The organism is Teichococcus rhizosphaerae (assembly GCF_002631185.1).
Lineage (GTDB): Bacteria > Pseudomonadota > Alphaproteobacteria > Acetobacterales > Acetobacteraceae > Pseudoroseomonas > Pseudoroseomonas rhizosphaerae.
In genome coordinates this window covers 1-23,482 of sequence record NZ_PDNU01000023.1, presented here as the reverse complement: position 1 = coordinate 23,482, position 23,482 = coordinate 1, and the positions used below count along the sequence as shown (strand labels likewise).

The following is a 23,482-nucleotide window of genomic DNA, read 5'->3' as shown; positions in this document are numbered from 1 at the left end:
CGCCCTCAGGGTCGCGCCACGGAGGTCGGCGCGCCCGCCGGTTCGCGCCGCCCGCTGACGAGGAGCAGGAGCGCAACGCCGACGAAGATCGCGCTGTCGGCGAGGTTGAAGGCGGGCCAGTGGTAGCCAGCCACGTGGAAGTCCAGGAAGTCCGTCACGGCGCCGTGCCGCAGCCGGTCGACGACGTTTCCCAGGGCGCCACCGACGATGAACCCGATCGAAGCCGCCATCCCGGGGCGCCGGTCGCGCGTCGTCCAGACGACGAGGCCTGCGATGACGGCGAGCGCGAGGGAGGACAGGAGCCAGGGCGTCGCGGGGTGGTCCGCCGACAGCAGGCCGAAGCTGACGCCCCGGTTCCATGCCAGCACCAGGTTGAAGAACGGGGTGACGGGGATGACGCGGGGCGGATCCATGAGATGGGCCAGCACCCACCACTTCGTCGCCTGGTCCAGCGCGAAGGCCAGCGCGGCCGTCCCCGCGCCCCAGGTCCAGGCGAGCCGCGCCCTAAGCAGGCCCTCAGCCATGCGCCATGCCCTTGAAGCGGTACCCGAGCAGGCGCATGGCGTTGAGGGTCACCAGCACCGTGGCGCCGGTGTCGGCCAGCACGGCGGGCCAGAGGCCGGTGATGCCGACCACCGTCGTCACCAGGAAGACCGCCTTGAGGCCGAGGGCGATGGCCACGTTCTGGTGGATGTTGGCCAGAGTCGCGCGCGACAGCCCGACCAGGGCGGCCACGTCCACGACACGGCTGTTCAGCAGCGCCGCGTCGGCGGTCTCCAAGGCCACGTCGGTCCCGCCACCCATGGCGATGCCGACCGAGGCGGCGGCGAGCGCGGGCGCGTCGTTGATGCCGTCGCCGACCATGGCCACGGGCGCCTTTGCCTTGAGGGCGCCGATCTCGCGCAGCTTGTCCTCCGGCAGCAGCCCCGCCTTCACCTTGAGGCCGAGCGCTCCGGCGATGGCCTGACCCGTGCGGACGTTGTCGCCGGTCAGCATGACGGCCTCGACGCCGAGGGCGTCGAGCGCCCGGATGCCCGCGGCCGCGTCCGGCCGGGGCTCGTCGCGCACCGCGACCAGGCCAGTGGGCGCGCCGTCCACAGAGACGACGACCACGGTCTTTCCTTGATTCTCCCACTCGGCGACCGTCCGCGTTGCGTCAGCCGTGAGCGGCGCCTGAGCGGCAGCGTGGGTGGGTGAGCCGACCGTCACGCGCTTGCCGGTCACGACGGCTTCGACGGCCTTGCCGGGGATGGCGCGGGACTCCTTGGCCGGGCGGAGCGGGATGCCGTCCGCGTCCGCCCGCTCCAGGATGGCGCGGCCGAGCGGATGGCTGGAGCCGTTCTCCACCGCGGCGGCGAGGCCAAGCATCGTGCGTTCCGAGCCAGACAGGGCGAGGAGGTCGGTCACGCGCGGGCGTCCCTCGGTCAGGGTGCCGGTCTTGTCGAAGGCGACGGCGCGGATCCGGCCGATGGTCTCCAGGGCGCCGCCGCCTTTCACCAGCAGGCCCCGCCGGGTGCCGACGGCGAGGCCGGAGGCGATGGCCGCGGGCGTCGAGAGGACGAGGGCGCAGGGGCAGGCGACCAGCAGCAGCGCCAGGCCGCGGTAGATCCAGGTGTCCCAGTCCGCGCCGACGATAAGCGGCGGCGCGACGACAACCAGGGCCGCCACGGCAACTGCGATCGGCGTGTAGATGGCCGAGAACCGCTCGATGAAGCGGGCGGTCGGCGCCTTGGCGTCCTGCGCCTCCTCCACCAGGCGGATGATGCGGGCGATTGTGTTGTCGGAGGCAGGCTTCGTCACCCGGACCTGGAGCGCACCGGAGGCATTGATGCTGCCCGCGAAGACAGGGGCGCCCTCCGCCTTGGGAACGGGGATAGACTCACCGGTCACCGGGCTCTCGTCGACCTCGGATTCGCCCTCGGCCACATCGCCGTCGGCGGAGACGCGGTCACCCGGGCGGACCAGGACGAGGTCGCCGACCTTGAGGCTGGCGGCGGGCACCTCCCGTGCCGTGCCGTCTTCGATGCGCAGCGCGGTCCTCGGCACCAGGGCGCCGAGCGCCTCGATCCCCGCGCGGGCGCGCCCGGCCGCGATGCCCTCCAGGAGTTCGCCGACAGTGAACAGGAACACCACCACGGCCGCCTCGGAGGTTGCTCCGATGGCGATGGCGCCGACAGTGGCGATCGACATCAGCATCTCGATGCTGAAGGGCGAACCGGCGCGCGCCGCGGCGATGGCCTTCCTGCCGAAAAAGACGAGCCCGATCAGGGCGGCGGGTACGTAGGCCCAGTGGTCCAGCGACGGGACGGCGAGCGAAGCGGCGAACCCGGCCACCATGAGGGCGCTGATCGCCGCGGCAAGCCGCGCCTTCTTCCCCTTCCACCAGGGCTGGCGTGGGCGAACGAGCGGTACGTCGGCGGCGACCGCGCCAGGCTCGCCCGCGACCACCCGCGGCGCCTCGACCGGGGCGACGCCGTAGCCGAGCTTGCGGATCCCCTCCTCGACGGACGAACGCGGGGTCGCCGCCTCGTCCAGCCGGAAGGCCAGGACCTGGCTGTGGTAGTTGACCCGGATGTCCTCGGCCCCGCCGAAGCGGCCAACGGCAGTTTCGATCTTCGAGGCGCAGGACGGGCAGTCCATGCCCTCCACGTGGTATCGCAGGGCCGCCCTGGACTTGGGGGCTAGTTGAGCCGTTCCGCCGTCAGCCATGGCTGTCATCCTGTTCCTGTTGGTTACGCCAGGGCCGCGACACCGTAGCCCAGACCGCGGATCTTCTCCTCGACGGCCGAGCGTGGCGTGGTCGCCTCATTCAGGCGGAACTCCAGGGTCTGCGTCTTGTAGTTGACCTGGATGTCCTCGGCGCCGCCGATCTGCTCGACCGCACCCTCGATCTTCAGGGCGCAGCCGGAGCAATCCATGCCCTCCACCCGGTAACGCAGGTCGACCGATGTTCCTGCTGCCGTGTCACCATTCGCCATCGCTTGCCTCCTTCGCAGGTGGGTCCCCGCTGGTTGCGGGGAACTGATGACGTCTTATATAGACCCTGTAGTCGCTACAGGGTCAAGGTGATGTCTTTGGAGAACTTGCTGAACATCGGCGCTCTCGCCAGGGCGACCGGGACGAAGGTGGAAACCATTCGCTGGTATGAGCGTGTGGGGCTGCTCCCGGCCCCGGCCCGCAGCGCCGGGAACTACCGGACCTACGGCGAGGCCCACCTTGGCCGCCTGAGCTTCATCCGGCGTGCGCGGGACCTCGGCTTCTCGCTGGATCAGATCCGCACACTGCTCGACTTGGCCGAGGACCGCGAGCGCTCCTGCGACGCGGTGGACGTCATCGCCAGCGAGCACCTGGAGGATGTGGACCGGAAGATTGCCGACCTCCAGGCACTGCGCCGCGAACTGGATTCCCTCATCGGACAGTGCCGCCACGGCAAGGTGGCGGAGTGCCGCATCATCGAAGCCCTCGGTCCCAGCACTGGCGCCTGACCGTTCACACGGCTCTTCCCAGCCGTGTCCACTCCGGGCCGTTTCAGCGGTTGCCCGCCGGAACGGCCATGATCTTAGGCGCGGATCAGGCTCACCGTGTCACCGTTCGGGTCCTCGGGCGCCGGGGCCGGAGGCTGGCCCTGGGCAGGACGCGGCGCCGAGCGGGCTTTGTTGCTGACATAGGCGAGCCCCGTGCGCCGATCCACGGCCACGGTGTTCGGGTGCGTGCCGGTCTGCAGGCTCGCCAGCACGGTCAGCGCGCGCGTGTCCACCAGGCTGACCGTGCCAGCCCCACGGTTGGTGACATAGGCCAGCGCACCGTCGGTCGAGAAGGTGACGGCCAGCGCGCCCGCACCTGTCTCCAGCACCTTGACCGGCTGGCCGGACGCGGCATCCAGCACGGCCAGTTGGCCGCTCTTCTGGTTGGTGCAGAACAGGCGCCCGCTGGCGGCGTGGAAGGCCAAGTTGATTGGCCCGTCCCCGCCGGAGGCGAAGCGGCGCACCCCGGCGCGGCGGGCAAGGCTCACTTCCACCACCTCGTTCGTCTGCAAGGCGGCCACGAAGACCCGGTCTCCCGCAGGGTCATGGGTAAGGCCCGAGATACCCCCTTCCAGCCCTTCCGTGATGACGCTGGCGAGGGTGTTGGCAGCCGTGTCCACCACCCACACGGCGCTCGGCTTCTCCCGGAAGCCGAAGTTGGAGACGAAGGCGCGGTTGCGCGCCTCGTCCACGACGACCTGCCGCGGATGGTTGTTCTCGCCCTCGCCGATCTCCGTCTTGACCTTGCCGGTGCGGAGGTCAATGGCGAGCACCCTGCCTTTGCGCGTGCCGGTGCCGAACAGCATGCCGGTGCTGTCGTTCACGCCGAGGCCGAAAGCTGTGTTCGCGCCGAGCTCGATGGTGGAGCGGACCTCCAGGGTACGCGGATCCAGGCCAAGGATCTTGGCGTCGTCGGCGCCGCGCGGGCCGGTGCTCGCCACATGCACAAGGCCTGTGGTGGTGCTGACAACCAGTTCGCAGAGGCCGGGCGCCAGCTTCACGCTCTTCTCCACCGCGGCGGCACGCGCCGGTGCAGTCCGCAGGGCAAAGCCAGCCGCGCCGAGCAGCGCGAGCGCGTGGCGGCGGCGAAGCGTGGGCATGGCGGGATAGGTGACGGAGTTCGTGTTTGTCATGGCGGGCCTTTCCCGGTGGACGGGTAGCTGAGATTAACTCTCGTTAACAATAACGCGCCGCACCAACAATCCTGTCAGCTACCTGAGCCCGGCCTTCTCGTGGGCTTGGTGTCAGTGGAAACGTCTTTATCCGTTCACGAGCAGAGGTTGTCCTCTCTTGCCTACTGTCCGCACGAGAGCTCCAGCGCCTATCCGACGGCGCCCGAGAGCTTAGCCAAGTCCGCCTTGGCCTGCTTCTCCGCCCGCTCCTTGCGCTCGCTGTAGCGGTCGGTCAGGTGGCTCGAAATGTCACGAGTCAGCAGGGTGAACTTCACCAGTTCCTCCATGACGTCGACGACGCGGTCATAGAGCGGCCCCGGCAGCATGCGTCCCGCCTCGTCGAACTGCTCATGCGCTTTGGGCACGGAGGATTGGTTGGGGATGGTGATCATCCGCATCCAGCGCCCGAGCAGGCGCAGGGTGTTGACGCTGTTGAAGCTCTGGCTGCCGCCGGAGACCTGCATCACCGCCAGCATGCGCCCCTGGGTCGGACGGACGCCGCGGCTCTCCAGCGGCAGCCAGTCGATCTGGTTCTTCAGGATGCCGGTGACGGCGCCGTGCCGCTCCGGGCTGCACCAAACCTGGCCCTCGGACCACAGGGACAACTCTCGGAGTTCCGCCACCTTGGGGTGGTCGGCGGGTACGCTGTCGACCACCGGCAGGTCGCGGGGGTCGAAGACCCGCGTCTCGGCGCCGAGGCGGCGGAGGATGCGCACGGCCTCCAGCGTCAGGAACCGGCTGTAGGACCGCTCCCGCAGCGAGCCGTAGAGCAGCAGGATGCGCGGTGGGTGCGTGCTGGCGCCGGGAATGCCGAGCCGGGTGAGATTCGGCATCTGCAGATGGTCGTCGGCAACGTTGGGCAGCGTGAGGTCGAGGTCGGATGGCATTAGGGTCTCCCCGTCGTCAGGAACGGACGGATGGCGCGCTTGGTCGTGTTGCTCACGGCGTACCCACCACGGGCAGCCAAAGCGCCAGGGCGGCCAGCACGGCCAGAAGCACCGGAGGCGTGATGACGAGGCCGACCTTCATGTATTGCCCCCAGGTGATGGTAGTGCCCTTGCGCGACAGCACATGCAGCCAGAGCAACGTCGCCAGGCTGCCGATGGGGGTGAATTTGGGCCCCAGGTCGCAGCCGATGACGTTGGCGTAGACCATCGCCTCGCGGATGGCGAGCGGGATGCCCCGCGCCTGCTCGATAGCCAGGGCGCCCACCAGCACGCTCGGCATGTTGTTCATCACGGAGGAGATCAGCGCGGCGCCGACGCCCGTGCCGATGGTGGCGGCCCAGAGGCCATGCCCGGCCAGCCATTCCAGTGCGCCAGCCAGATGGTCCGTCAGCCCGGCGTTCCGCAGGCCATAGACCACCAGGTACATGCCGAGCGAAAACACGACGATCTGCCAGGGAGCCTCGCCTAGTACCTTGCGGATGGAGACAAGGGCGCCCTGCCCTCCCCGGTGCCAGCGCCCGGCCAGCACCAGCAGGAGGAGCGCTGCGGCGCCGGTCACGGCCGCCACCGGCACGCCGAGCGGTGCCAGGACGAAATAGGCCAGCAGCAGCACCGCAAGCAGCGGAAAGGCCGCCCGGAAGACGAGGTGGTCGCGGATGGCGGCGCCGGGCCGCTCCAGTCGGTCCAACGCATAGCTCGCGGGCACCTGGCGGCCATAGTAGGCCCAGAGCACGCCGAGTGTTGCCACCAGCGCCACCAGGTTCACCGGCACCATCACCGCCGCATAGCGGTCGAAGCCGATGCCGAAATAGTTGGCCGAGACGATGTTGACGAGGTTGGAGATCACCAGCGGCAGGCTGGTGGTGTCGGCCACGAAGCCGCAGGCGACGATAAAGGCGAGCGTGGCGCCTGCGGAGAAGTTCAGCCGCAGCAGGATGGCCATGACGATGGGCGTCAGCAGCAGGGCGGCGCCGTCATTGGCGAAGAAGGCAGCGATGAGCGCGCCCAGCACCACGACAAGCGGAAACAGCCGCCGCCCGTTTCCGCCGCCCCAGCGCGCCACGTGCAGCGCGGCCCACTGGAAGAACCCGGCCTCGTCCAGCAGAAGCGAGATGATGATCAGCGCCACGAAGGTGAAGGTGGCGTCCCAGACGATGTCCCAGACCACAGGGACATCGGCCCAGCCGATGACGCCCGTCAGGAGCGCCAGCACGGCGCCGCCCATGGCGCTCCAGCCGATGCCGATACCGCGTGGCTGCCAGATGACCAGGACGAGAGTGAGGACGAAGATGGCCAGGGCCAGCATGAAGGGCGTGTTCTCTCGGGCGTCAGGGCGCGCCGGACCATCCGCTGTCAGCGATGGTCAGCGGCTTGGCTCGTCGGTCCCCGGAATGGGAGGGCGCGGGCGCCCGACTCAGATCAGGCGGTGGCCCGGTTCACCGACGACCTTCTCGCCGTCCTCCTTGGTGAAGGCGCCCTGCTGCGGGTTCGGCAGGATGTCGAGCACCGCCTCGGACGGCCTGCACAGCTTCGCGCCGAGCGGTGTCACCACGATGGGACGGTTGATGAGGATGGGGTGCGCCACCATGGCGTCGAGCAACTGGTCATCGGTCAGGGACGGATCACCGAGGCCAAGCTCTTCGTAGGGTGTGCCCTTCTGGCGCAGGACGTCGCGCACCGGGACGCCCATGCGCCGGATGAGGTCGGCCAGCACCTCCCGCGTCGGCGGCGTCTTCAGGTACTCGATAACCTTCGGCTCCTCGCCGCTGTTGCGGATGAGGGCCAGCGTATTGCGGGACGTCCCGCAAGCCGGGTTGTGGTAGATGGTGACGTCGCTCATGGGGTGGCCTTCTCGGGCGGGCAGCAGGGAAGCAGGTCGGCGACCAGGGGCTGGCACAGGTCGGCGCGTCCGCCGCAGCAGTCCTTGACGAGGAACAGCATCATCTCCCGCAGGCGCTCGGCATCGGCCCGGTAGACGATGGACCGGCTGTGGCGCTCGGAACGAAGCAGGCCAGCGCGCGTCAGCACCGCCAGGTGCGTGGACATCGTGTTTTGGGGAACCTCGAGCTGTCGGGCGACCTCGCCCGCAGGCAGGCCCTCGGGCTCATGGCGCACCAGCAACCGGAAGGTCTCCAGCCGGGTCGACTGTGACAGGGCGCCAAGGCACGCGAGGGCGTCTTCCGATTCCATATATCGAGTATCGCCGATATGTTGGCGCAGTCAAGCTCATGCGGAGTGCTTCGCCGCATGAAGCAGGTGTCTGCTTCCCAGGCGAGCCTACCCCGGAAGCGGCCTGTCCGTGCCCGGCCAGACCCGGCCATGACGGCTGTGCGCCCACAGCAGCCGGACCTTCAGTGCAAGCCACTTCCCAGAAACCGACATGGCTCACCCTGACCGGCACGAACGCCTTCGGGGCGGAGGGACGGCGCTCCAGGACGATGAGCGGGAAGTGCCGCCACTCAAGCATGTCGCCACGCCGGAGCCACCGAGCGCCACGCCCCAGGCCCAACGGAGCCATGGTGCTCGCGTGGTTCTCCTGGGGAGGCAGACGCAGTTCAAGCAAGGACCACAGGTACCCGCGTTCATACGGGTTTAAGGGGGATTACTTGCGCTTGGGGGCCTCACCTCTTGACGCTGAGGCTAACTGAACATACCTTCAGACTGCACTTGGAACGCTGGTTTGAGCCACTTGGTTCAATCCTAACGGGTGCCCCAGCCTGTGGAAGCAGGTATCTGCGGCACTATCGCGGATCAAATTGGGTATCTATTTACACGGAAGTGTTGCGGAGGGGTCAGGCCGACGGGTCTGGCCCCAAAGCTTTTTCGGGCTATCTGACGCCGTAGAGCTGTCCCGTCTGACGCGTCCTATGAGCAATGTACGCGAAGTTCTCCTCTCTCCCGCCCTTTATCGGGTCGCCGGTGAGGTAAGACGTTTCCACGCTAGCGATAGCGCAGCCGTTGGGCGGGCCAGGCATGAACTTCAGGAAAACGATCCAAGTGTGCGAAATGCCAGGCAGCTTTGTGTGGAGTACCCACTGATAGTTGTTGATGGGCGCCAAGCGCCCGCTCATGGCGCTTCTCAACGTTTCCTTCAGGTTCCGGCTGGCAAACCAGCGAACTGGACACAGGCGCCGCCTCTCTTCCGGCCGCTCGCTTTCAACCACAAGGTCTCCCAAGCCAAGCCTTGTCGAATCCTTGTCCGTGCAGCAGTGATAGCTGAACTTGAAGCAAATGGGCATCCGAACCTTCTCACTGCCCGCCGAACCTTCAGGGCCGGGTGAGCCGGGCGCCAAGATGGTGGTGTTCCATGGCTGGAGATGGGTCAGGTCGTAGACCCCTCCATCGTATCTCGGCTGGCTCTGCCAATAAGGCATAGGCTGCGACAAGGTGCGCTCCGTCGACGACGTTTCCCTAAACCCTCGGGCAAACGGCGCCTGACAGCAGGGACTCAGCCGTTATCAGCAAAGCCAGCGGCCTTGCACCTTGGTCGGAAGACGAACTTGGCCGCGGAAAATACACGACGGAATCGTCACTACAAGTTGATATCTGAGCCTCCTCCACTTTCAGGGGGGGTGCCTGAACAGAGCCTACCGCCAGGCTGGCTGCACCCAGATTGTCGAGGTTCAGGGATTGGGTGGGCAGGTCGCTTCCTGGATCAACCCCGCCTTAGCCCGGTCACCTGTAGCGCGATCTGTCCCCCTCACGGTGAAGGTTTGAGTGGCAGGCTGGACACCGTGCCGCTGTGGGCAGGCCCATGTCACGAACCGCGCTGCGCTCCCTCACCTGAAATATCTTGTCACACTTGGGCAATCTCGGGCTCGCACTCGGAGGCCATCTTGGCCGCATCGAGTTCACGCGGCAGGCCACCGACCTGCCCCTGCTTGCACAGACCGGGGAAGCTCACCGATGCGCCTTGCCACCTCCATCGCGGCCGCCATCCTGGCCGCCATCGCTGCGGCCCAGATTCAGCCTGCCTCTGCGGACTCGGCCTACCAGGCATTCGGCACCCGTGGCCGTGCCCAGGACGTCAGGCGGACGATCGACATCGTCATGCGGGACAACAGCTACCAGCCGCAGCGCATCCAGGTCCGGGCCGGGGAGACCGTCCGCTTCCGGGTGCGCAACGCTGGCGAGCTCCTGCACGAGTTCAACATCGGCACCGCCGTCATGCACCAGCAGCACCAGCGCGAGATGCGGGCCATGTTCGACAGCGGCATGATGTCGGCGACCAGCAAGGATGCCATGGCTGGCATGGACCACTCCAGGATGCCGGGCATGAACCATGGCGCCATGGGACACGGCGGCATGGATCACGGCGCGATGCGCCACGATGACCCGAACGCCGTTCTGGTCGACCCCGGCAAGACGGGGGAGATGGTCTTCAAGTTCACCAGGGCCACCAGCCTGGAGTTCGCCTGCAACATCCCGGGCCACTACGAGTCCGGAATGGTGGGCAACGTCACCTTCTCGCGCTGACCGGCAAGACCAGCCCGCAGTGGACGTGGCCAAGGGGACCGAACGATGACCAATGACAAGCTGAGCAGGCGGCGGGCCCTGGGCCTCGGGGTCGCCGCCCTGGCGTTCCCGGCCGCGCCCGGCGCCTTGGCGCAGCCCGCCGTCGGCCGGGCGATGCCGCGCGAGTTCAACCTGACCCTGTCGCACGTGACGGCCAACATCACCGGGCGCCGCCGCCCGGCAATGTCCATCAACGGGCAGATCCCGGGTCCCGTCCTGCGCTTCCGCGAGGGCGAGGAGGTGGTGATCAACGTCACCAACCGGCTGCGCGAGCACACCTCGATCCACTGGCACGGCCTGATCCTGCCGAGCGGCCAGGACGGCGTGCCGGGCATCAGCGACGGCTTCCAGGGCATCGACGCGGGCGGGACGCACCAGTACCGCTTCCCGCTCGTCCAGGCTGGCACCTACTGGTACCACAGCCATTCGGGCGTGCAGGAGCAGTCCGGCATCTACGGCTCCATCGTCATCGACCCCGCGACGCCGGAACCCTTCGGCTACGACCGCGACTACATCGTCCAGTTGTCGGACTGGACGGACGAGACGCCGAGCCACGTCATCGCCAACCTCAAGCGCGATCCCGGCTACTACAACTACAACAAGCGCACCCTGGCCAGCCTGGTCGGCGAGCTCCGCCGCGCGCCGGACGGCGCCGCGCGCTCGGCCATCGTCTCCGACCGCATCATGTGGGGCGACATGCGGATGGACCCGACCGACATCGAGGATGTCGGCGGCTACACCTATCTGGTCAACGGCCACACCCCGGCACAGAACTTCACCTCACTGTTCCGGCCGGGCGAGACGGTCCGCCTGCGCTTCATCAACAGCGGCGCCATGACGCATTTCGACGTGCGCATCCCCGGGCTCGAGATGACCGTGGTCCAGGCGCACGGCAACAACGTCCGCCCCGTCGCTGTGGACGAGTTCCGCATCGCCCCGGCCGAGACCTTCGACGTGCTGGTGCGTCCCCGCGACGGGCGCCAGTACCAGGTGCTGGCGGAATCCATGGGCCGCCAGGGCTTCGCGCAGTTCAGCCTGGCCACGCGGGAAGGCCTGCCCGCCCTGCCGCTGCCGCCGCACCGCCCGCGCCCTGTCCTGACCATGGCCGACATGGGCGTGAACTACGGGCCCAGCGGCCTCGACCGCGGCACGCCGCTGCCGGAGGTGGACGCGCCTGGCCATGTCGCGCCGATGGACATGGGTGGCATGGACCACTCCTCCATGCAGGTGCCCGCCGGGGGCTCCGCGGGCATGCAGCAAGGTTCCATGGGCGGCATGAACCATGGAAGCATGGCGGGGATGGAACACTCGAGCATGGCCGGGATGAACCATGCCGGGATGGCTGGCATGAACCATGGCGCCATGGGCGGCATGCCGGGCATGGACCACAGCAGCATGCCCGGCAGGAACCATGGTTCGACGGGCGCCGGTGCGACGGGCGGCATGGACCACGGTGCCATGGGCCATGGCGGCATGGCGATGCCGGACCCCCTGGTGAACGACGTCGGCGCCCTGCCGGGCGCCCGCGTGCTGTCCTACCGCGACCTGCGGGCCGCCAAGCCGCTCTACCCGGTGCGCGAGCCCACCCGCGTCATCGAGATCCGGCTGACCGGCAACATGGAACGGTACTTCTGGTCCATCAACGGCAACAGCTTCAGCCAGGCGCAGCCCATCCAACTCCATCTCGGCGAGCGGGCCCGCTTCCGCTTCGTCAACGAGACCATGATGAACCACCCGATGCACCTGCACGGCATGTGGATGATCCCGCAGGTCGGCAACGGGGCCGAGAACCCCTTGCTGCACACGGTCAACATCAAGCCCGGCTCGACGGTCGATGTCGACATCGAAGCGGATGCGCCCGGCGGCTGGGCCTTCCACTGCCACATGCTCTACCACATGGAGACCGGGATGATGCGCAAGGTGTCGGTCGTCGCGGCGCGGCAGTCGGTCTCGGCGCGGTGATGGCCATGAAGACCAAGAGCATCCAGACCGCCGCCGCCCTGGCCGTCCTGAGCTTGGCCGCCCTCCAGGCCGCACCGGCGTACGCGCAGGCGATGCAGCACAGCACGGAGCCCCCGTTCAGCCACGAGGTGTTCACCGGCGCCGTGCTGTTCGAGAAGCTGGAGTACGGCTGGGGGCTGGACGGCCCCAACATCGGCCGCTGGGACGGGCAGGCTTGGTATGGCGGCGACGTCAACCGGGTTTGGCTGAAGACCGAGGGCGAGATGGCGCGGAACGGCCGGGTCGAGAGTGCCGAGATCCAACTGCTCTACTCGCGCCTGGTCGGCTACTACTGGGACTTCCAGGCCGGTGTCCGCTACGACATACGTCCCCAGCCGGACCGCTTCTACGGCGTCATCGGCCTGCAAGGGCTGGCGCCCGGCATGTTCGAGGTCGACCTCCAGGGTTTTGTCAGCGAGCGCGGCGACCTGTCGGCACGCGCGGAGGTGTCCTACGACGCCTACATCACGCAGCGCCTGGTGCTCCAGCCCAACATCGAGGCCAATTTCGCGCTCCAGAAGGTGCCCGAACTTCACGTCGGCAGCGGCATCAACGACGTCGAGGCCGGGCTGCGCCTGCGCTACGAGGTCACCCGTGAGATCTCACCGTATATCGGCGTCGGCTACGAGCGGAAGCTCGGCGACACGGCTCGGTACGCGCGCAACGAAGGCGAGGATGTCGGCGGCTGGACCTTCATGACCGGCATCCGTCTGTTCTTCTGAGGCCAACCATGATGATCCGCACGACCCTCGCCGCGCTGCTGATGATGACCGGGACGGCCGCCGCCGCGGATCCCGCCGTGACAGTCCGGGAGCTGAACCGGGGACCCGCGGCAGGCGACACCTTCGCCTACGACCCCGCCCTGGTGCGGGTCCCGGTGGGCGGCTCCGTCCGCTTCGAGCCCACCGACAAGGGTCACAACGTCGCCGCCATTCAGTCGCTTTGGCCTGCGGGCGCGCCGCCGCTCACCGTGCCGTTCAACAGCGAGGCAACGGTGACCTTCGAGCGGCCCGGCGTTTACCCCGTGCAATGCACACCCCACACTGGGTTGGGCATGGTGGCCCTGATTGTGGTGGGAGACGCTGACATGACCGAGTTCGCAGCGAAAGCTGCATCGGCCCCTGGCCTGGCGCCGAGGGCGCGGGCGAAGCTGGGTGTCCTCGCCGGTGCCGCCGGTCAGTCCTGACAGCGAGCGGGAGGGCCGGGGCAGTACGCTCCCCCTCGAGGCCCACATCCTCGTCGTCGAGGATGACGGGGAGATGCGCACGCTCATCGCCAAGCTCCTGCGCCAGAACGGCTTCCGGGTGACGGGCGCGCGGAACGGCGCGGAGATGTGGGACACCATGTCGCTGTCCCCAGTGGACCTCGTGCTGCTGGACGTGATGCTGCCGGGTCAATCGGGACTCGACCTGTGCCGGATGCTCCGCGCCAAATCGGAGGTCCCGATCATCATGGTGACCGCCCGCGGCGAGGAAACCGACCGGGTCGTGGGCCTCGAGCTCGGCGCCGATGACTACCTCCCCAAGCCATTCAGCCGTCCGGAACTCCTGGCCCGCATCCGGGCCGTCCTGCGACGTGCCCAGGGCGGTCCAGCCCGCACGGGAATGGTCACCGGCGACCGCATGGTGTTCTCCGACTGGGTGCTGGATACGCGAAGGCGCGAACTGGCGGCGCCCGACGGCTCGGCGGTCGACCTGTCCAGCGGCGAGTACGACCTGCTGCTGGCCTTCTGTGAGCACCCGCAGCGCGTCCTGTCGCGGGACCAGTTGCTGGACCTCGCCCGCAACCGCATCTCGGACAGCATCGACCGTTCGGTGGACGTGATGGTCAGCCGCCTCCGCCGCAAGCTGGAACCGCTGCCGGACAGCCCCGCCATCATCAAGACGGTCCGGGGCGCCGGGTACATGTTCGTGCCAGCGGTGACGCGCCAATGAGGCGGCTGCTGCCCAGCACTTTGGCTGGCCGCATCATCCTGGTGCTGCTGGTCGGCCTGATGGCCTTCCATGTCGGCAGCTTGTGGCTGCACCAGACTGGCAGCGACATCCTCCTTGGCAGCACGCAGCAGAAGGTGACCAGCGAGCGGGTCGGCGCCGCCGCCCGCGCTGTCGGCATGGTGCCGCCGCATGCCCGCGGTGCCGTGGCGCAGGCCTTGTCTTCACCGGGGTTCCAGGTGCGCTGGCAGGCAGGCCCCGCCACAGGGGCCATTGGCATCCAGGACCTCCCCCATACGGGCCATCTGGAGGCTGAAGGCGCGGTCAGCCTGCCGGACGGCAGCCATCTCTGGTACCACGCCGACCCGCTGCAAGCGCAGCCGGAGCATGCGACGCTGCTCTCCACCACTGCCATGGCCCTGGGCATCCTGGTGTTGGGGCTGCTGGTGGTGCGCCTCATCGCGCGGCCGTTGCGGGAACTTTCAAATGCGGCCGACCGCATCGGCAGGCCCGGGCAGACGGTCACCGTGCCCGAGGAGGGACCTCGCGAGGTCCGGCAGGCGGCGCAGGCCTTCAACCGCATGCAGGCGCGCATCGACCGCCTCATTGCCGACCGGACACAGGCGCTCGCGGCCGTCAGTCATGACCTCCGGACCCCATTGGCACGGCTGCGCCTGCGCGCGGGCTTCCTGGACGACGCCGAGGCGCAACGGCAGATCGACGCCGACCTCGACGAGATGGATGCCATGATTGCCTCCACGCTGGCCTACCTGCGGGGCGACGAGGAGCAGGAGGAGGTCCGTTCCGCCGATATCGCGGCGATGCTCCAGACGCTTTGCGGCGACGCCGAGGACATGGGCAAGACGGCGAGCTACGAGGGGCCGTCCCAGGCGCGCCTGCCCTGCCGGGCTATCGCGCTCAAGCGCGCATTCGCCAACATCATCGACAACGCCGTCAAGTACGGCACCTCAGTCCGGGTGGCACTCACCGACCTGGGACGGGAACTCGTGGTCCACGTCGACGATGCGGGGCCCGGGGTACCCGAGGAGCAGTTGGAGAGCGTCTTCCAGCCGTTCTACCGGCTGGAGCAGTCCCGCAACCGTGGGACCGGCGGCTCGGGCCTCGGCTTGGCCATCGCCCGGCAGGCGGTCAGCCGCCATGGCGGGTCGGTGACCCTCGAGAACCTCGCGGGCGGAGGCCTGCGGGCCAGCATCCGCCTGCCCAGGCCAGCCTAGGAGCGCGAGCATGCACACTCTCACCACCCGTCGCGGACTGATGCTCGTCTCGATGTCGGCAGCCCTGCTGCCAGCGGCCTGCGGCGGCCCGCCCAAGGTGGAAGCCTGGCGGGACCGCACATGCGGCTGCTGTGGCGGCTGGGTCGAGCACCTGCGGGCCGAGGGCTTCGAGGTCGACGACAAGGTCGTGGATGCGGTCGGGCCATACCGGCAGGCGCTCGGCACACCCTCGGATCTGCTCTCCTGCCATGCCGGGAAGATTGGTCGTTACGCCATGGAAGGGCATGTCCCCGCCGCGGCAATTCGGCGCCTGCTCAAGGAAAGGCCCGAAGCCGTTGCTGGGCTTTCCGTGCCCGCCATGCCGATCGGTGTTCCGGGTATGGAAGTACCGGGAGAGCAGCCATCCACCTACGACGTCGTCGCCTTCACACGTGACGGCGCTTGGCGGCCCTGGATGCGCTTCCGAGGACTGGAGGTCGTATGAGCACACCTTCCGCCATCTCCACTGCAACATGCTGCCTCGAAGCATGCTGCCGTTCCACGTCATGCAAGGCGCGCCGGTCACCCCCTGTGAACGCCTGCTCGCCGTGCAACGTCGTCGCTCCAGCCCGCCGCGGCGGACCGGGGCGCCTGCCGAACCCCTGCCATCTCAAGGAGGACACATGGTCCAAATGACTTCAAAGGCGATCGGGAAGGTCGCATTGGCTGCAACGCTGCTGCTCGGCGTGGCCGCCTGCGCGCAGCCCGGCGGCCCGCCTGCGGCGACCCCGACTTCGTCTCAGATGTCCTTGCCTCCGACATCCACGACGCCGCCGGGCTCGTCCGCCGCCCAGGGCAGCATGGGCTCCATGCAGGGTCACAACATGGGGGGCATGAACATGCAGCAGATGATGCAGCACTGTCAGCAGATGCGGGCGCAGGCCCAGCAGGGCTCGCTGTCGCCGCAGATGCAGCAGATGATGCAGCACTGTCAGATGATGAACCACTGACGAGATGGAGGCGGGGCGTCCCCGGGGGTGCCCCGCCCCGCACGGAAGCCGGGGTGCAGTTCCGCTGACACCAATTGATAAGATGGCGTAAGCGGGCTGACACAGTGGCGGCCCATCCTCTCCAGGTGCCGGACGAGAAACGGCAAACCTGATTGAGGATCTCGCTATGACACCCCGCTTCCAATCCGCGCTTTTCGCCCTCTCCCTGTTTGCGGCGATCGGCACTTCCGCCGCGGTAGCGCACGCCAACGGGCCCATCGAGGTTGTTGGGCAGGGCGAGAACTTTGCCGTGGTCTACCCGCCCGGCCATGACGAGAACGTCGTGGGTGGCGGGCGTGTCGCCGTTGCCGGGGGCGGGGAAAACCTGAGGATTCGCTACCTCGATCCCGGCGCCGCGCACCCGGTCCCCGGCGTTCCGGTTCCGACTGGCGGAGAATCGAGCGGCGTCGCCTACATCCAGCCCGACCACCACTACGGTGCGAAGACGGCCGAGGTGATGAGCAACCCGCACGTCCGGCATCACATGTAGCACCGGCCGACGCTGGCGCAGGACGGCATCACAGTCGCCGGAGCAGCCTGCTCCGGCTACGGTGTCCGGCGCAGCTCGTTGCCGGGAAGCTCAGGCGGGCACGGGCTGGTTGGCGTAGCCCGCTTCCTGGATGGCCGCGGCGAGCTCCGTCTGGGATACCGAGGAGATCACGGTCACCCGCCTGTTCTCCACGTCAGCGCTGAACTCGGCAGCGGTGTCCTTGGCCTTGATGGCGCCCTCTACCTTCTTGGCGCAGCCACTGCACTTCATGCCGGGAACGTCGAAGCGGTACATCGTGCTCTCCTCCTCAATGACCGTCCAACAGGTGGGGCTTTCCACTATGGGAAGGTCAAGGCCAGCAGGGTGTCCGATCGGCGCCCTTGACCTTCCCACAATGGGAAACCCCACCTCCTAGAGCACCGAACGTCGAGCACAGCAGTCTTGGAGGAGTCCCGCAGATGGGAGAGCATCACCACCATCACCATGGTCACGGCGCTCATACGCCAGCTAACGACGACCAGACTCTGGTGCGCGACCCGGTCTGCGGGATGACGGTTGACCCTGCCAAGACGCCGCACCACGCCCAACATCACGGCACTGCCTTCCACTTCTGCTCGGCAGGCTGCAAATCGAAGTTCGAGGCTGACCCGGACAGGTACCTGAAGCCGGAGAAGGCTGTCGCGCCGACGGCTGCGCAGAAGGCCGCCATCTACACCTGCCCCATGCACCCGGAGATCCGGCAGCAGGGCCCGGGCAACTGCCCCATCTGCGGCATGGCCCTGGAGCCGCTGGAGATTACTGCCGAGGCCGCGCCCAACGAGGAACTCGCCGACATGACGCGGCGGTTCTGGATCGGCCTGGTGCTGACCCTGCCCGTCCTCGTCCTGGAGATGGGCTCGCACATTCCTGGCCTCGACTTGCACCACCTGGTGCCGCCCAGGGTCTCCGTTTGGGTCCAGTTCCTGCTCGGGACGCCTGTCGTGCTCTGGGCGGGCTGGCCCTTCTTCGTGCGCGGCTGGCAGTCGTTCAGGAACCGCAGCCTGAACATGTTCAGCCTGATCGCCCTCGGGACCGGCGCCGCCTACCTCTACAGCCTGGTCGCGACCTTCGCGCCCGGCGTCTTCCCCGAGGGCTTCCGCGGCATGGACGGCACCGTCGCCGTCTACTTCGAGGCGGCCGCCGTTATCACGGTGCTCGTCCTGCTCGGCCAGGTGCTGGAGTTGCGCGCCCGCGAGCAGACTGGCGGCGCCATCCGCGCCCTGCTGAACATGGCGCCCAAGACGGCGCGGCGCCTCAAGGAAAACGGCGAGGACGAGGAGATCCCGCTGGCCGAGGTGAGCGTCGGTGACCGGCTGCGGGTGCGCCCGGGCGAGAGCGTGCCGGTGGACGGCGCGGTGCTGGAAGGGAGCGGCGCCGTGGACGAGTCCCTGGTCACCGGCGAATCCCTGCCGGTCGAGAAGGCGCCGGGGTCCAAGGTCATCGGTGGCACCGTGAACGGCACCGGCGCGCTGGTCATGCGTGCGGACAAGGTCGGCTCCGACACCATGCTCTCCCGCATCGTCGCCATGGTCGCCGAGGCGCAGCGCAGCCGGGCGCCCATCCAGCGCATGGCCGACACGGTCTCCGGTTACTTCGTCCCGGCGGTCATCGCCGTGGCGGCGCTGGCCTTCGTCGCCTGGGCATTCTGGGGCCCGAGTCCCGCGCTCTCCTACGGGCTGATCGCGGCCGTCTCGGTGCTCATCATCGCCTGCCCCTGTGCGCTCGGCCTGGCAACGCCCATGAGCATAATGGTCGGCGTCGGCAAGGGCGCGTCCGCGGGCGTGCTCATCAAGAGCGCCGAGGCGCTCGAGCACATGGAGAAGGTCGACACCCTGGTCGTGGACAAGACCGGCACGCTGACGGAGGGCAAGCCCAAGGTCGTGGCCGTGGTCCCGGCACCCGGCCTGACCGAGGCCGAGGTGCTGCCGCTGGCCGCCAGCCTGGAGCGGTCCAGCGAGCACCCGCTGGCGGCCGCGGTCGTGGCCGCCGCCAAGGAACGCGGCATGGCCTTCCGCGAGCCTGCCGACTTCGCGTCCGTCACGGGCAAGGGCGTGACCGGCACGGTGGGGGGGCGCCAAGTCGCGCTGGGCAACGCGCGGCTGATGCAGGAGCTTGGTGTCGACCTGGGTGGTCTCGCCACCCGGGCCGACGAGCTCCGGCGTGAGGGCGGCACGGCGCTCTTCCTGGCCGTGGACGGCAGGCCGGGCGGCGTCATCGCGGTGGCCGACCCTGTCAAGCAGAGCACGCCCGCCGCGCTGGAGAGCCTGCGCGCCAGCGGCATCCACATCGTCATGCTGACGGGCGACAACCGCACGACGGCGGAGGCGGTGGCCCGCAGGCTCGGCATCGAGGACTTCCAGGGCGACGTCCTGCCCGAGGACAAGCACCGCATCGTCCGGGAGCTCCGCGCCAAGGGGAAGGTCGTCGCCATGGCGGGCGACGGCGTGAACGACGCCCCGGCGCTGGCGGAGGCCGACGTCGGCATCGCCATGGGCACCGGGACGGACGTCGCCATGCAGAGCGCGGGCGTGACCCTGGTGAAGGGCGACCTCGCGGGCATCGCGCGGGCGCGGCTCCTGTCGCGCGCGGTGATGCGCAACATCCGGCAGAACCTGTTCTTCGCCTTCGTCTACAACGCGGCCGGGGTGCCCCTGGCGGCGGGCGTGCTGTACCCGGTCCTGGGCCTGCTGCTCAGCCCGATCGTGGCGGCCCTGGCCATGGCGCTGAGCTCTGTCTCGGTCATCGGCAACGCGCTGCGCCTGCGGGCCGTCCGCTTGCAGGATTAGGCCCGCCTGGTCCTGTGAAGGCATCGGCGTGCTCGCCCCCGGCCGCCAGGGCGAGCACGCCGGTGCTGCAAGGCGACAGCAATGACATCCGGCCTGCGATGCCCCGCAGCTCCAGGCGTCGTGGTCGCATTCGAAGCGAGGTTAAGCGAGGCAGCGCAGGTGCGGAAATCTCCGATGTGCCGCGTTCTTCGCAAGCCGAATAGGAAACCATCCGGCAGACGGACGCTTACTGGCGAAGGCTCGTAGGGCGGATGAACCGATGCGCTGGACGGAAAGCGCGATCCAGGCTGTGACTGCTTTGGTGCTCGCCATATGCGTGTCCATCCTTGCTGTGCCTGCGGTGGCACATAACGCCATGTCCCCGACGTCCCCCCCTGCGGCCCTCACCCAGGCGTCCGCGTACGCTGGTCACGCCACGCCCGCTCCCCACCATGCCCGGATGTCTGGTCCGGCTGCGAAGGCAAGGACGGCAGGCAAGAAGTGCTGCCCGAACTGCGACGGCGATGCCGTCCGGCCAGGCTGCTGCGTCATCGGGCACTGCGGGAGCGGCGCTGCCCTCCTGCCGCCGGTCAGCCCGCAGGTCACGCTCCTGGTCAGCGGCAGCGATTTCTTTGCCATGCCGCCACCTTCGATCGCGGGCATCTTCTCCGACCTTCCTTCTCCACCACCCCGATAAGGCGTCCTGAGCGTCTCCGCAGAGCCCCAGGGCCTGCGGAAGGCGGAGCATGGCCGAGCCCTCCGTCCAACGGGCGCCCGCACCCACGCTCGTCACCTCAATTGGGCAGCCGACCTGCCGAGCAGGCTGGCGAACCCCGCCTCACGGACATCCTAACGGAGAAGAAAGATGCATCAGATGACCCCCGCCATGCAGGCTTGCATCGAGGAATGCCTGCGCTGCCACTCCACCTGCCTGGGCACGGCCATGAACCACTGCCTGGAAGCGGGCGGCAAGCACGTGGAGCCGCATCACTTCAGGCTGATGATGGCCTGCGCCACCATCTGCCAGACCTCTGCCGACATGATGCTGATCGGCACGCCCCACCATAAGCACACCTGTGCCGAGTGCGCCGAGATCTGCGAGGAGTGCGCCAAAAGCTGCGAGGCCGTGGGTGGCATGGAGGACTGCGTCGCGCAGTGCCGCAAGTGCGCCGCGTCCTGCCGCGAGATGAGCGCCTGACGCCGGGACAAGGACCGGACAGCGGGTCCGGTCCTTGTCACCTCCACCGGAAGCAAACGCTTCCCGTGCAGATCAAAACGTTCTGACGGAGCGTCGGCATGAGCCAGAATCAACATCTCAGCAGCCTGCTCACGAACCTCACGGACCGGCTGGCTGACACCCTGCACGGCACGCTGGGCGGGCTTCACTTCGATTTCGAGGCCGGTGGCCACGTCCACAACGTCACCTTCGGCGATGAGAGCGCCGACACCTTGGGCGGCACCGACGGCGCCGAGTTCACCTGGGGCCTCGAAGGCGACGACCGCATTGGCGGGGGCGGCATGGACGATGTCCTCCACGGCGGTGCGGGCGCCGACGTGGTCTCCGGCAACATGGGCGACGACGAGGTCGAAGGTGGCGAGGGCAATGACACCCTCTACGGCGGCCCTGGCGCCGACACGCTGCGCGGCGGCCCCGGGAACGACCACCTGGACGAGGGTGAGGGGCACAGCACCGTCGACGGCGGCATGGGCGACGACACCCTGGTTGGCGGAGGCGGCCCGGACGCCTTCATGATCGGCCGGATGAGCGGCCACGACGTCATCAAGGACTTCACCGCCGGTCCCGGCATGTTCGACCACCTGGCGGTCATGGACGGCCTCCAGTGGACAGACCTTGCCTTTGCGGACACCGCAGATGGGGTCCAGGTCAGTTGGGACGGGGGTTCAGTCCTGCTGGAAGGCGTCTTCAAGGCGGACCTGGCGCAGGACGACTTCATGTTCGGCGACGCGGCCGACCTGCCTCCCGGCCTGCGGGTGCCTGACGGCCCAGCCGACGAGGCACCGACGCCCAGCGTTGCGGGCCCCGAGGTATCCGGTGAGCCACAGGCCGGTGCCATCTTCGACCTTTTGGCCGACCACGTCTTCGATAACCGCACCTTGAGTTTCGACATCGAGGGGAACGCCGTCCTCCGCGGCACCGCTGGTGCCGATACCCTGACGGGGTCGTCGGAATCGGACACCATCTTCGGACTGGCGGGAGACGACACCATCTCAGGCCTGGCCGGGGACGACCATCTCCAGGGTGGCGACGACCGTGACACCATGGCGGGCGGCGACGGCATGGACCGCCTGACGGGGGAGGCTGGCGACGACAGGCTCTTCGGCGGGGCGGAGTCCGACGAGCTCATGGGCGGCGACGGGAACGACTACCTCGACGAGGGCGCCGCGCACGGGATGCTGAACGGCGGCATGGGCGACGACACCCTGGTCGGCGGCACCGGCGCCGACGCCTTCATGGTGTCGATGGACAGCGGCCACGACGTGGTCCTGGACTTCGAGGCGACCGGCGAGGCCCAAGGCGCCTTCGACCACATCGCCTTCATGGAGGGCATCCAGCCTGCGGATGTCGTCATTCAGGACACAGCCGGGGGCGCCCTGGTCGGCTGGGGCATGGGCGAGGACGACACCTTCGCGGGGTCCATCCTCCTCGAGGGCATCGCCAAGGACGACCTGCGGCAGAGCGACTTCATGTTCGCCGAGGCGCCGGGCTTCGTGGAGGGCATTGGCGACTTCGGCTCCTGGTACGTCTTCCCGGAGAGCGGCGGCCCGATCGCCTGAGTTCAAGCGGGGGCTGTCTAGCCAGGCTCACCGCCTCCAATGCGACCGGTGCCTGCGGGCACCGGTCGCGCTCCTGCCAATCGAGACCTGTCGCTGAAGCCGGGCCATCCCGGCCAGCGGCCAGAAAGGGCTTCGCCATGAGCTACGCACGTTTCGGTTTGATGATCCTGGTGTCGACCGTGGTCATGTTCGGCCTGATGTACCTGAACACCTATGCCCTGGAGCACGTCTTCTACAGCCAGACCCGGACCTGGATGGCCCTCGTGATGGGGGCGACCATGGCCGTCATCATGCTGCTGTTTATGCTCGGCATGTACCGGAACCGGACCGCCAACATGGCCATCCTCGGCGCCAGCGTCCTGGTGTTCGCAGGGTCGCTGTGGCTGGTCAGGAGCCAGCAGACGGTGGGCGACGTGGCCTACATGAAGGCGATGATCCCGCACCACTCCATCGCCATCATGACCAGCGAGAGGGCGCGGATCCGGGACCCGCACGTCCGGCAACTGGCCGACAGCATCATCGCGGCCCAGGTGCGGGAGATCGGCGAGATGAAGCAGTTGATTGCCGAACTGGAGGCCAACCCTCCGGCACCCTCTGCGCCGGTGCTGCAGCCCGCGCGCTGATGGTGTTTGTGCGGCGCCCGCGGACTTACTGGGGGCGCATGCCATCGGCAGGGCATCCATCGCGAGACCTTCAGCAGGGAGGGTCCGCTTTGCCCTGCCTCACCTTCCGAAGCGGATAGGCGGCTATCGACCAGAGGCTGCCAAACACCCGAACGCAACACCGGAGTCCCTGCCCTCCGAAACCTGGCGAAACCGCCGCGGCAACGAAGGAGCACGGGCGCCATCCTACCCGTTTAGGATTCCCGCTAGGGATAGAAACGCGACCGCGTCCCCGGCCCGCAGGTACCCATCCGGCGAGGGCCGCCTTCCCTGAGTTGATGGTGGGTGACCTTAGTGACGCTCGTAAGGGCGACGCTAAGGACGGGGCGGGATGGAGATCATCACCGGCGTGGAGCGGCGGAGACGCTGGCGCGATG

24 protein-coding genes are annotated in these 23,482 nt (G+C 68.3%); 14 read left to right on the top strand and 10 right to left on the bottom strand.

What is annotated here, in order from left to right; translation table 11 throughout:
- Positions 1-5 precede the first annotated feature (5 nt).
- The 3 genes from lspA to CR162_RS12675 are packed head-to-tail and all read right to left on the bottom strand — an operon-like array spanning position 6 to position 2,978.
- The gene (lspA, locus tag CR162_RS12685; RefSeq protein WP_007002452.1) at positions 6-524 is read right to left on the bottom strand and encodes a signal peptidase II; all 519 of its coding nucleotides are present in this window, start codon (positions 522-524) and stop codon (positions 6-8) included.
- Positions 517-2,709 carry a heavy metal translocating P-type ATPase gene (locus CR162_RS12680; RefSeq protein ID WP_456316214.1) on the bottom strand — a complete coding sequence of 731 codons (2,193 nt, stop codon included), beginning with the start codon at positions 2,707-2,709 and terminating at the stop codon, positions 517-519. The genes lspA and CR162_RS12680 overlap by 8 nt, the downstream gene beginning before the upstream one ends.
- Positions 2,710-2,732: 23 nt before the next feature.
- Positions 2,733-2,978 carry a heavy-metal-associated domain-containing protein gene (locus CR162_RS12675; RefSeq protein WP_007002454.1) on the bottom strand — a complete coding sequence of 82 codons (246 nt, stop codon included), beginning with the start codon at positions 2,976-2,978 and terminating at the stop codon, positions 2,733-2,735.
- A 90-nt stretch (positions 2,979-3,068) separates the two neighbouring features.
- Between CR162_RS12675 and CR162_RS12670 the strand changes: the two genes are divergently transcribed.
- Positions 3,069-3,485, top strand: coding sequence for a MerR family transcriptional regulator (locus CR162_RS12670; RefSeq protein WP_007002455.1), 417 nt, complete (start codon positions 3,069-3,071; stop codon positions 3,483-3,485).
- 74 nt (positions 3,486-3,559) lie between these two features.
- On the opposite strand, the gene CR162_RS12665 is transcribed toward CR162_RS12670, so the two are convergent.
- The 5 genes from CR162_RS12665 to CR162_RS12645 all read right to left on the bottom strand — a co-directional run bounded on the left by CR162_RS12665 (position 3,560) and on the right by CR162_RS12645 (position 7,833).
- The gene (locus CR162_RS12665) at positions 3,560-4,657 is read right to left on the bottom strand and encodes a YncE family protein (RefSeq protein WP_007002456.1); all 1,098 of its coding nucleotides are present in this window, start codon (positions 4,655-4,657) and stop codon (positions 3,560-3,562) included.
- Between the two features lie 188 nt (positions 4,658-4,845).
- A complete protein-coding gene (arsH, locus tag CR162_RS12660; protein ID WP_099095909.1) occupies positions 4,846-5,583 on the bottom strand; it encodes an arsenical resistance protein ArsH in 738 nt (245 codons plus the stop codon).
- A gap of 52 nt (positions 5,584-5,635) precedes the next feature.
- Positions 5,636-6,949, bottom strand: a complete 1,314-nt coding sequence (locus CR162_RS12655) for an arsenic transporter (RefSeq protein WP_099095908.1) — start codon at positions 6,947-6,949, stop codon at positions 5,636-5,638.
- A gap of 108 nt (positions 6,950-7,057) precedes the next feature.
- Complete coding sequence (gene arsC, locus CR162_RS12650) at positions 7,058-7,483, bottom strand: arsenate reductase (glutaredoxin) (RefSeq protein WP_099095907.1); 426 nt, start codon at positions 7,481-7,483, stop codon at positions 7,058-7,060.
- Positions 7,480-7,833: an ArsR/SmtB family transcription factor gene (locus CR162_RS12645; protein ID WP_099095906.1), complete on the bottom strand. Its 354-nt coding sequence runs from the start codon at positions 7,831-7,833 to the stop codon at positions 7,480-7,482. Before CR162_RS12645 ends, arsC begins: the two co-directional genes overlap by 4 nt.
- Before the next feature lie 1,716 nt (positions 7,834-9,549).
- On the opposite strand from CR162_RS12645, the gene CR162_RS12635 reads away from it, so the two are divergent.
- The 9 genes from CR162_RS12635 to CR162_RS12595 all read left to right on the top strand — a co-directional run bounded on the left by CR162_RS12635 (position 9,550) and on the right by CR162_RS12595 (position 16,843).
- Complete coding sequence (locus CR162_RS12635) at positions 9,550-10,119, top strand: cupredoxin domain-containing protein (protein ID WP_099095904.1); 570 nt, start codon at positions 9,550-9,552, stop codon at positions 10,117-10,119.
- Between the two features lie 45 nt (positions 10,120-10,164).
- Complete coding sequence (locus CR162_RS12630) at positions 10,165-12,120, top strand: copper resistance system multicopper oxidase (protein ID WP_099095903.1); 1,956 nt, start codon at positions 10,165-10,167, stop codon at positions 12,118-12,120.
- Between the two features lie 92 nt (positions 12,121-12,212).
- Positions 12,213-12,881: a copper resistance protein B gene (locus tag CR162_RS12625; RefSeq protein WP_245870332.1), complete on the top strand. Its 669-nt coding sequence runs from the start codon at positions 12,213-12,215 to the stop codon at positions 12,879-12,881.
- Positions 12,882-12,889: 8 nt separating this feature from the next.
- Positions 12,890-13,345: a plastocyanin/azurin family copper-binding protein gene (locus CR162_RS12620; RefSeq protein WP_099095902.1), complete on the top strand. Its 456-nt coding sequence runs from the start codon at positions 12,890-12,892 to the stop codon at positions 13,343-13,345.
- Complete coding sequence (locus CR162_RS12615; protein WP_099095901.1) at positions 13,326-14,093, top strand: response regulator; 768 nt, start codon at positions 13,326-13,328, stop codon at positions 14,091-14,093. The genes CR162_RS12620 and CR162_RS12615 overlap by 20 nt, the downstream gene beginning before the upstream one ends.
- A complete protein-coding gene (locus tag CR162_RS12610) occupies positions 14,090-15,325 on the top strand; it encodes an ATP-binding protein (protein WP_099095900.1) in 1,236 nt (411 codons plus the stop codon). The genes CR162_RS12615 and CR162_RS12610 overlap by 4 nt, the downstream gene beginning before the upstream one ends.
- Before the next feature lie 10 nt (positions 15,326-15,335).
- Positions 15,336-15,809, top strand: a complete 474-nt coding sequence (locus CR162_RS12605; RefSeq protein WP_099095899.1) for a DUF411 domain-containing protein — start codon at positions 15,336-15,338, stop codon at positions 15,807-15,809.
- A gap of 178 nt (positions 15,810-15,987) precedes the next feature.
- A complete protein-coding gene (locus CR162_RS12600) occupies positions 15,988-16,314 on the top strand; it encodes a hypothetical protein (RefSeq protein ID WP_099095898.1) in 327 nt (108 codons plus the stop codon).
- A 166-nt stretch (positions 16,315-16,480) separates the two neighbouring features.
- Positions 16,481-16,843 (top strand): hypothetical protein, encoded by a 363-nt coding sequence (locus CR162_RS12595; protein ID WP_099095897.1) that lies wholly within the window; start codon positions 16,481-16,483, stop codon positions 16,841-16,843.
- 90 nt (positions 16,844-16,933) lie between these two features.
- Here the strand turns inward: CR162_RS12595 and CR162_RS12590 are convergent, their stop codons facing one another.
- Positions 16,934-17,137 (bottom strand): heavy-metal-associated domain-containing protein, encoded by a 204-nt coding sequence (locus tag CR162_RS12590; RefSeq protein WP_099095896.1) that lies wholly within the window; start codon positions 17,135-17,137, stop codon positions 16,934-16,936.
- Positions 17,138-17,301: 164 nt separating this feature from the next.
- Here CR162_RS12590 and CR162_RS12585 point away from each other — a divergent pair, with 164 nt between their 5' ends.
- Entirely contained in the window at positions 17,302-19,668 is a 2,367-nt protein-coding gene (locus tag CR162_RS12585) for a heavy metal translocating P-type ATPase (protein ID WP_099095895.1), read from the top strand.
- A 408-nt stretch (positions 19,669-20,076) separates the two neighbouring features.
- Here the strand turns inward: CR162_RS12585 and CR162_RS12580 are convergent, their stop codons facing one another.
- Complete coding sequence (locus CR162_RS12580) at positions 20,077-20,310, bottom strand: hypothetical protein (RefSeq protein ID WP_099095894.1); 234 nt, start codon at positions 20,308-20,310, stop codon at positions 20,077-20,079.
- A 202-nt stretch (positions 20,311-20,512) separates the two neighbouring features.
- Here CR162_RS12580 and CR162_RS12575 point away from each other — a divergent pair, with 202 nt between their 5' ends.
- From CR162_RS12575 to CR162_RS12565, 3 genes are all read left to right on the top strand, one after another.
- The gene (locus tag CR162_RS12575) at positions 20,513-20,845 is read left to right on the top strand and encodes a four-helix bundle copper-binding protein (protein ID WP_099095893.1); all 333 of its coding nucleotides are present in this window, start codon (positions 20,513-20,515) and stop codon (positions 20,843-20,845) included.
- Between the two features lie 98 nt (positions 20,846-20,943).
- Positions 20,944-22,443, top strand: a complete 1,500-nt coding sequence (locus CR162_RS12570; RefSeq protein WP_244311088.1) for a calcium-binding protein — start codon at positions 20,944-20,946, stop codon at positions 22,441-22,443.
- Positions 22,444-22,580: 137 nt separating this feature from the next.
- Positions 22,581-23,066, top strand: coding sequence for a DUF305 domain-containing protein (locus tag CR162_RS12565; protein WP_099095892.1), 486 nt, complete (start codon positions 22,581-22,583; stop codon positions 23,064-23,066).
- Positions 23,067-23,482 lie beyond the last annotated feature (416 nt).

Bases quoted from the DNA above. Each gene is read 5' to 3' on its own strand.
- lspA (WP_007002452.1), bottom strand. From the start codon at position 524: ATGGCTGAGGGCCTGCTTAGGGCGCGGCTCGCCTGGACCTGGGGCGCG.
- CR162_RS12680 (WP_456316214.1), bottom strand. From the start codon at position 2,709: ATGGCTGACGGCGGAACGGCTCAACTAGCCCCCAAGTCCAGGGCGGCC.
- CR162_RS12675 (WP_007002454.1), bottom strand. From the start codon at position 2,978: ATGGCGAATGGTGACACGGCAGCAGGAACATCGGTCGACCTGCGTTAC.
- CR162_RS12670 (WP_007002455.1), top strand. From the start codon at position 3,069: ATGTCTTTGGAGAACTTGCTGAACATCGGCGCTCTCGCCAGGGCGACC.
- CR162_RS12665 (WP_007002456.1), bottom strand. From the start codon at position 4,657: ATGACAAACACGAACTCCGTCACCTATCCCGCCATGCCCACGCTTCGC.
- arsH (WP_099095909.1), bottom strand. From the start codon at position 5,583: ATGCCATCCGACCTCGACCTCACGCTGCCCAACGTTGCCGACGACCAT.
- CR162_RS12655 (WP_099095908.1), bottom strand. From the start codon at position 6,949: ATGCTGGCCCTGGCCATCTTCGTCCTCACTCTCGTCCTGGTCATCTGG.
- arsC (WP_099095907.1), bottom strand. From the start codon at position 7,483: ATGAGCGACGTCACCATCTACCACAACCCGGCTTGCGGGACGTCCCGC.
- CR162_RS12645 (WP_099095906.1), bottom strand. From the start codon at position 7,833: ATGGAATCGGAAGACGCCCTCGCGTGCCTTGGCGCCCTGTCACAGTCG.
- CR162_RS12635 (WP_099095904.1), top strand. From the start codon at position 9,550: ATGCGCCTTGCCACCTCCATCGCGGCCGCCATCCTGGCCGCCATCGCT.
- CR162_RS12630 (WP_099095903.1), top strand. From the start codon at position 10,165: ATGACCAATGACAAGCTGAGCAGGCGGCGGGCCCTGGGCCTCGGGGTC.
- CR162_RS12625 (WP_245870332.1), top strand. From the start codon at position 12,213: ATGCAGCACAGCACGGAGCCCCCGTTCAGCCACGAGGTGTTCACCGGC.
- CR162_RS12620 (WP_099095902.1), top strand. From the start codon at position 12,890: ATGATGATCCGCACGACCCTCGCCGCGCTGCTGATGATGACCGGGACG.
- CR162_RS12610 (WP_099095900.1), top strand. From the start codon at position 14,090: ATGAGGCGGCTGCTGCCCAGCACTTTGGCTGGCCGCATCATCCTGGTG.
- CR162_RS12605 (WP_099095899.1), top strand. From the start codon at position 15,336: ATGCACACTCTCACCACCCGTCGCGGACTGATGCTCGTCTCGATGTCG.
- CR162_RS12600 (WP_099095898.1), top strand. From the start codon at position 15,988: ATGGTCCAAATGACTTCAAAGGCGATCGGGAAGGTCGCATTGGCTGCA.
- CR162_RS12595 (WP_099095897.1), top strand. From the start codon at position 16,481: ATGACACCCCGCTTCCAATCCGCGCTTTTCGCCCTCTCCCTGTTTGCG.
- CR162_RS12590 (WP_099095896.1), bottom strand. From the start codon at position 17,137: ATGTACCGCTTCGACGTTCCCGGCATGAAGTGCAGTGGCTGCGCCAAG.
- CR162_RS12585 (WP_099095895.1), top strand. From the start codon at position 17,302: ATGGGAGAGCATCACCACCATCACCATGGTCACGGCGCTCATACGCCA.
- CR162_RS12580 (WP_099095894.1), bottom strand. From the start codon at position 20,310: ATGCCCGCGATCGAAGGTGGCGGCATGGCAAAGAAATCGCTGCCGCTG.
- CR162_RS12575 (WP_099095893.1), top strand. From the start codon at position 20,513: ATGCATCAGATGACCCCCGCCATGCAGGCTTGCATCGAGGAATGCCTG.
- CR162_RS12570 (WP_244311088.1), top strand. From the start codon at position 20,944: ATGAGCCAGAATCAACATCTCAGCAGCCTGCTCACGAACCTCACGGAC.
- CR162_RS12565 (WP_099095892.1), top strand. From the start codon at position 22,581: ATGAGCTACGCACGTTTCGGTTTGATGATCCTGGTGTCGACCGTGGTC.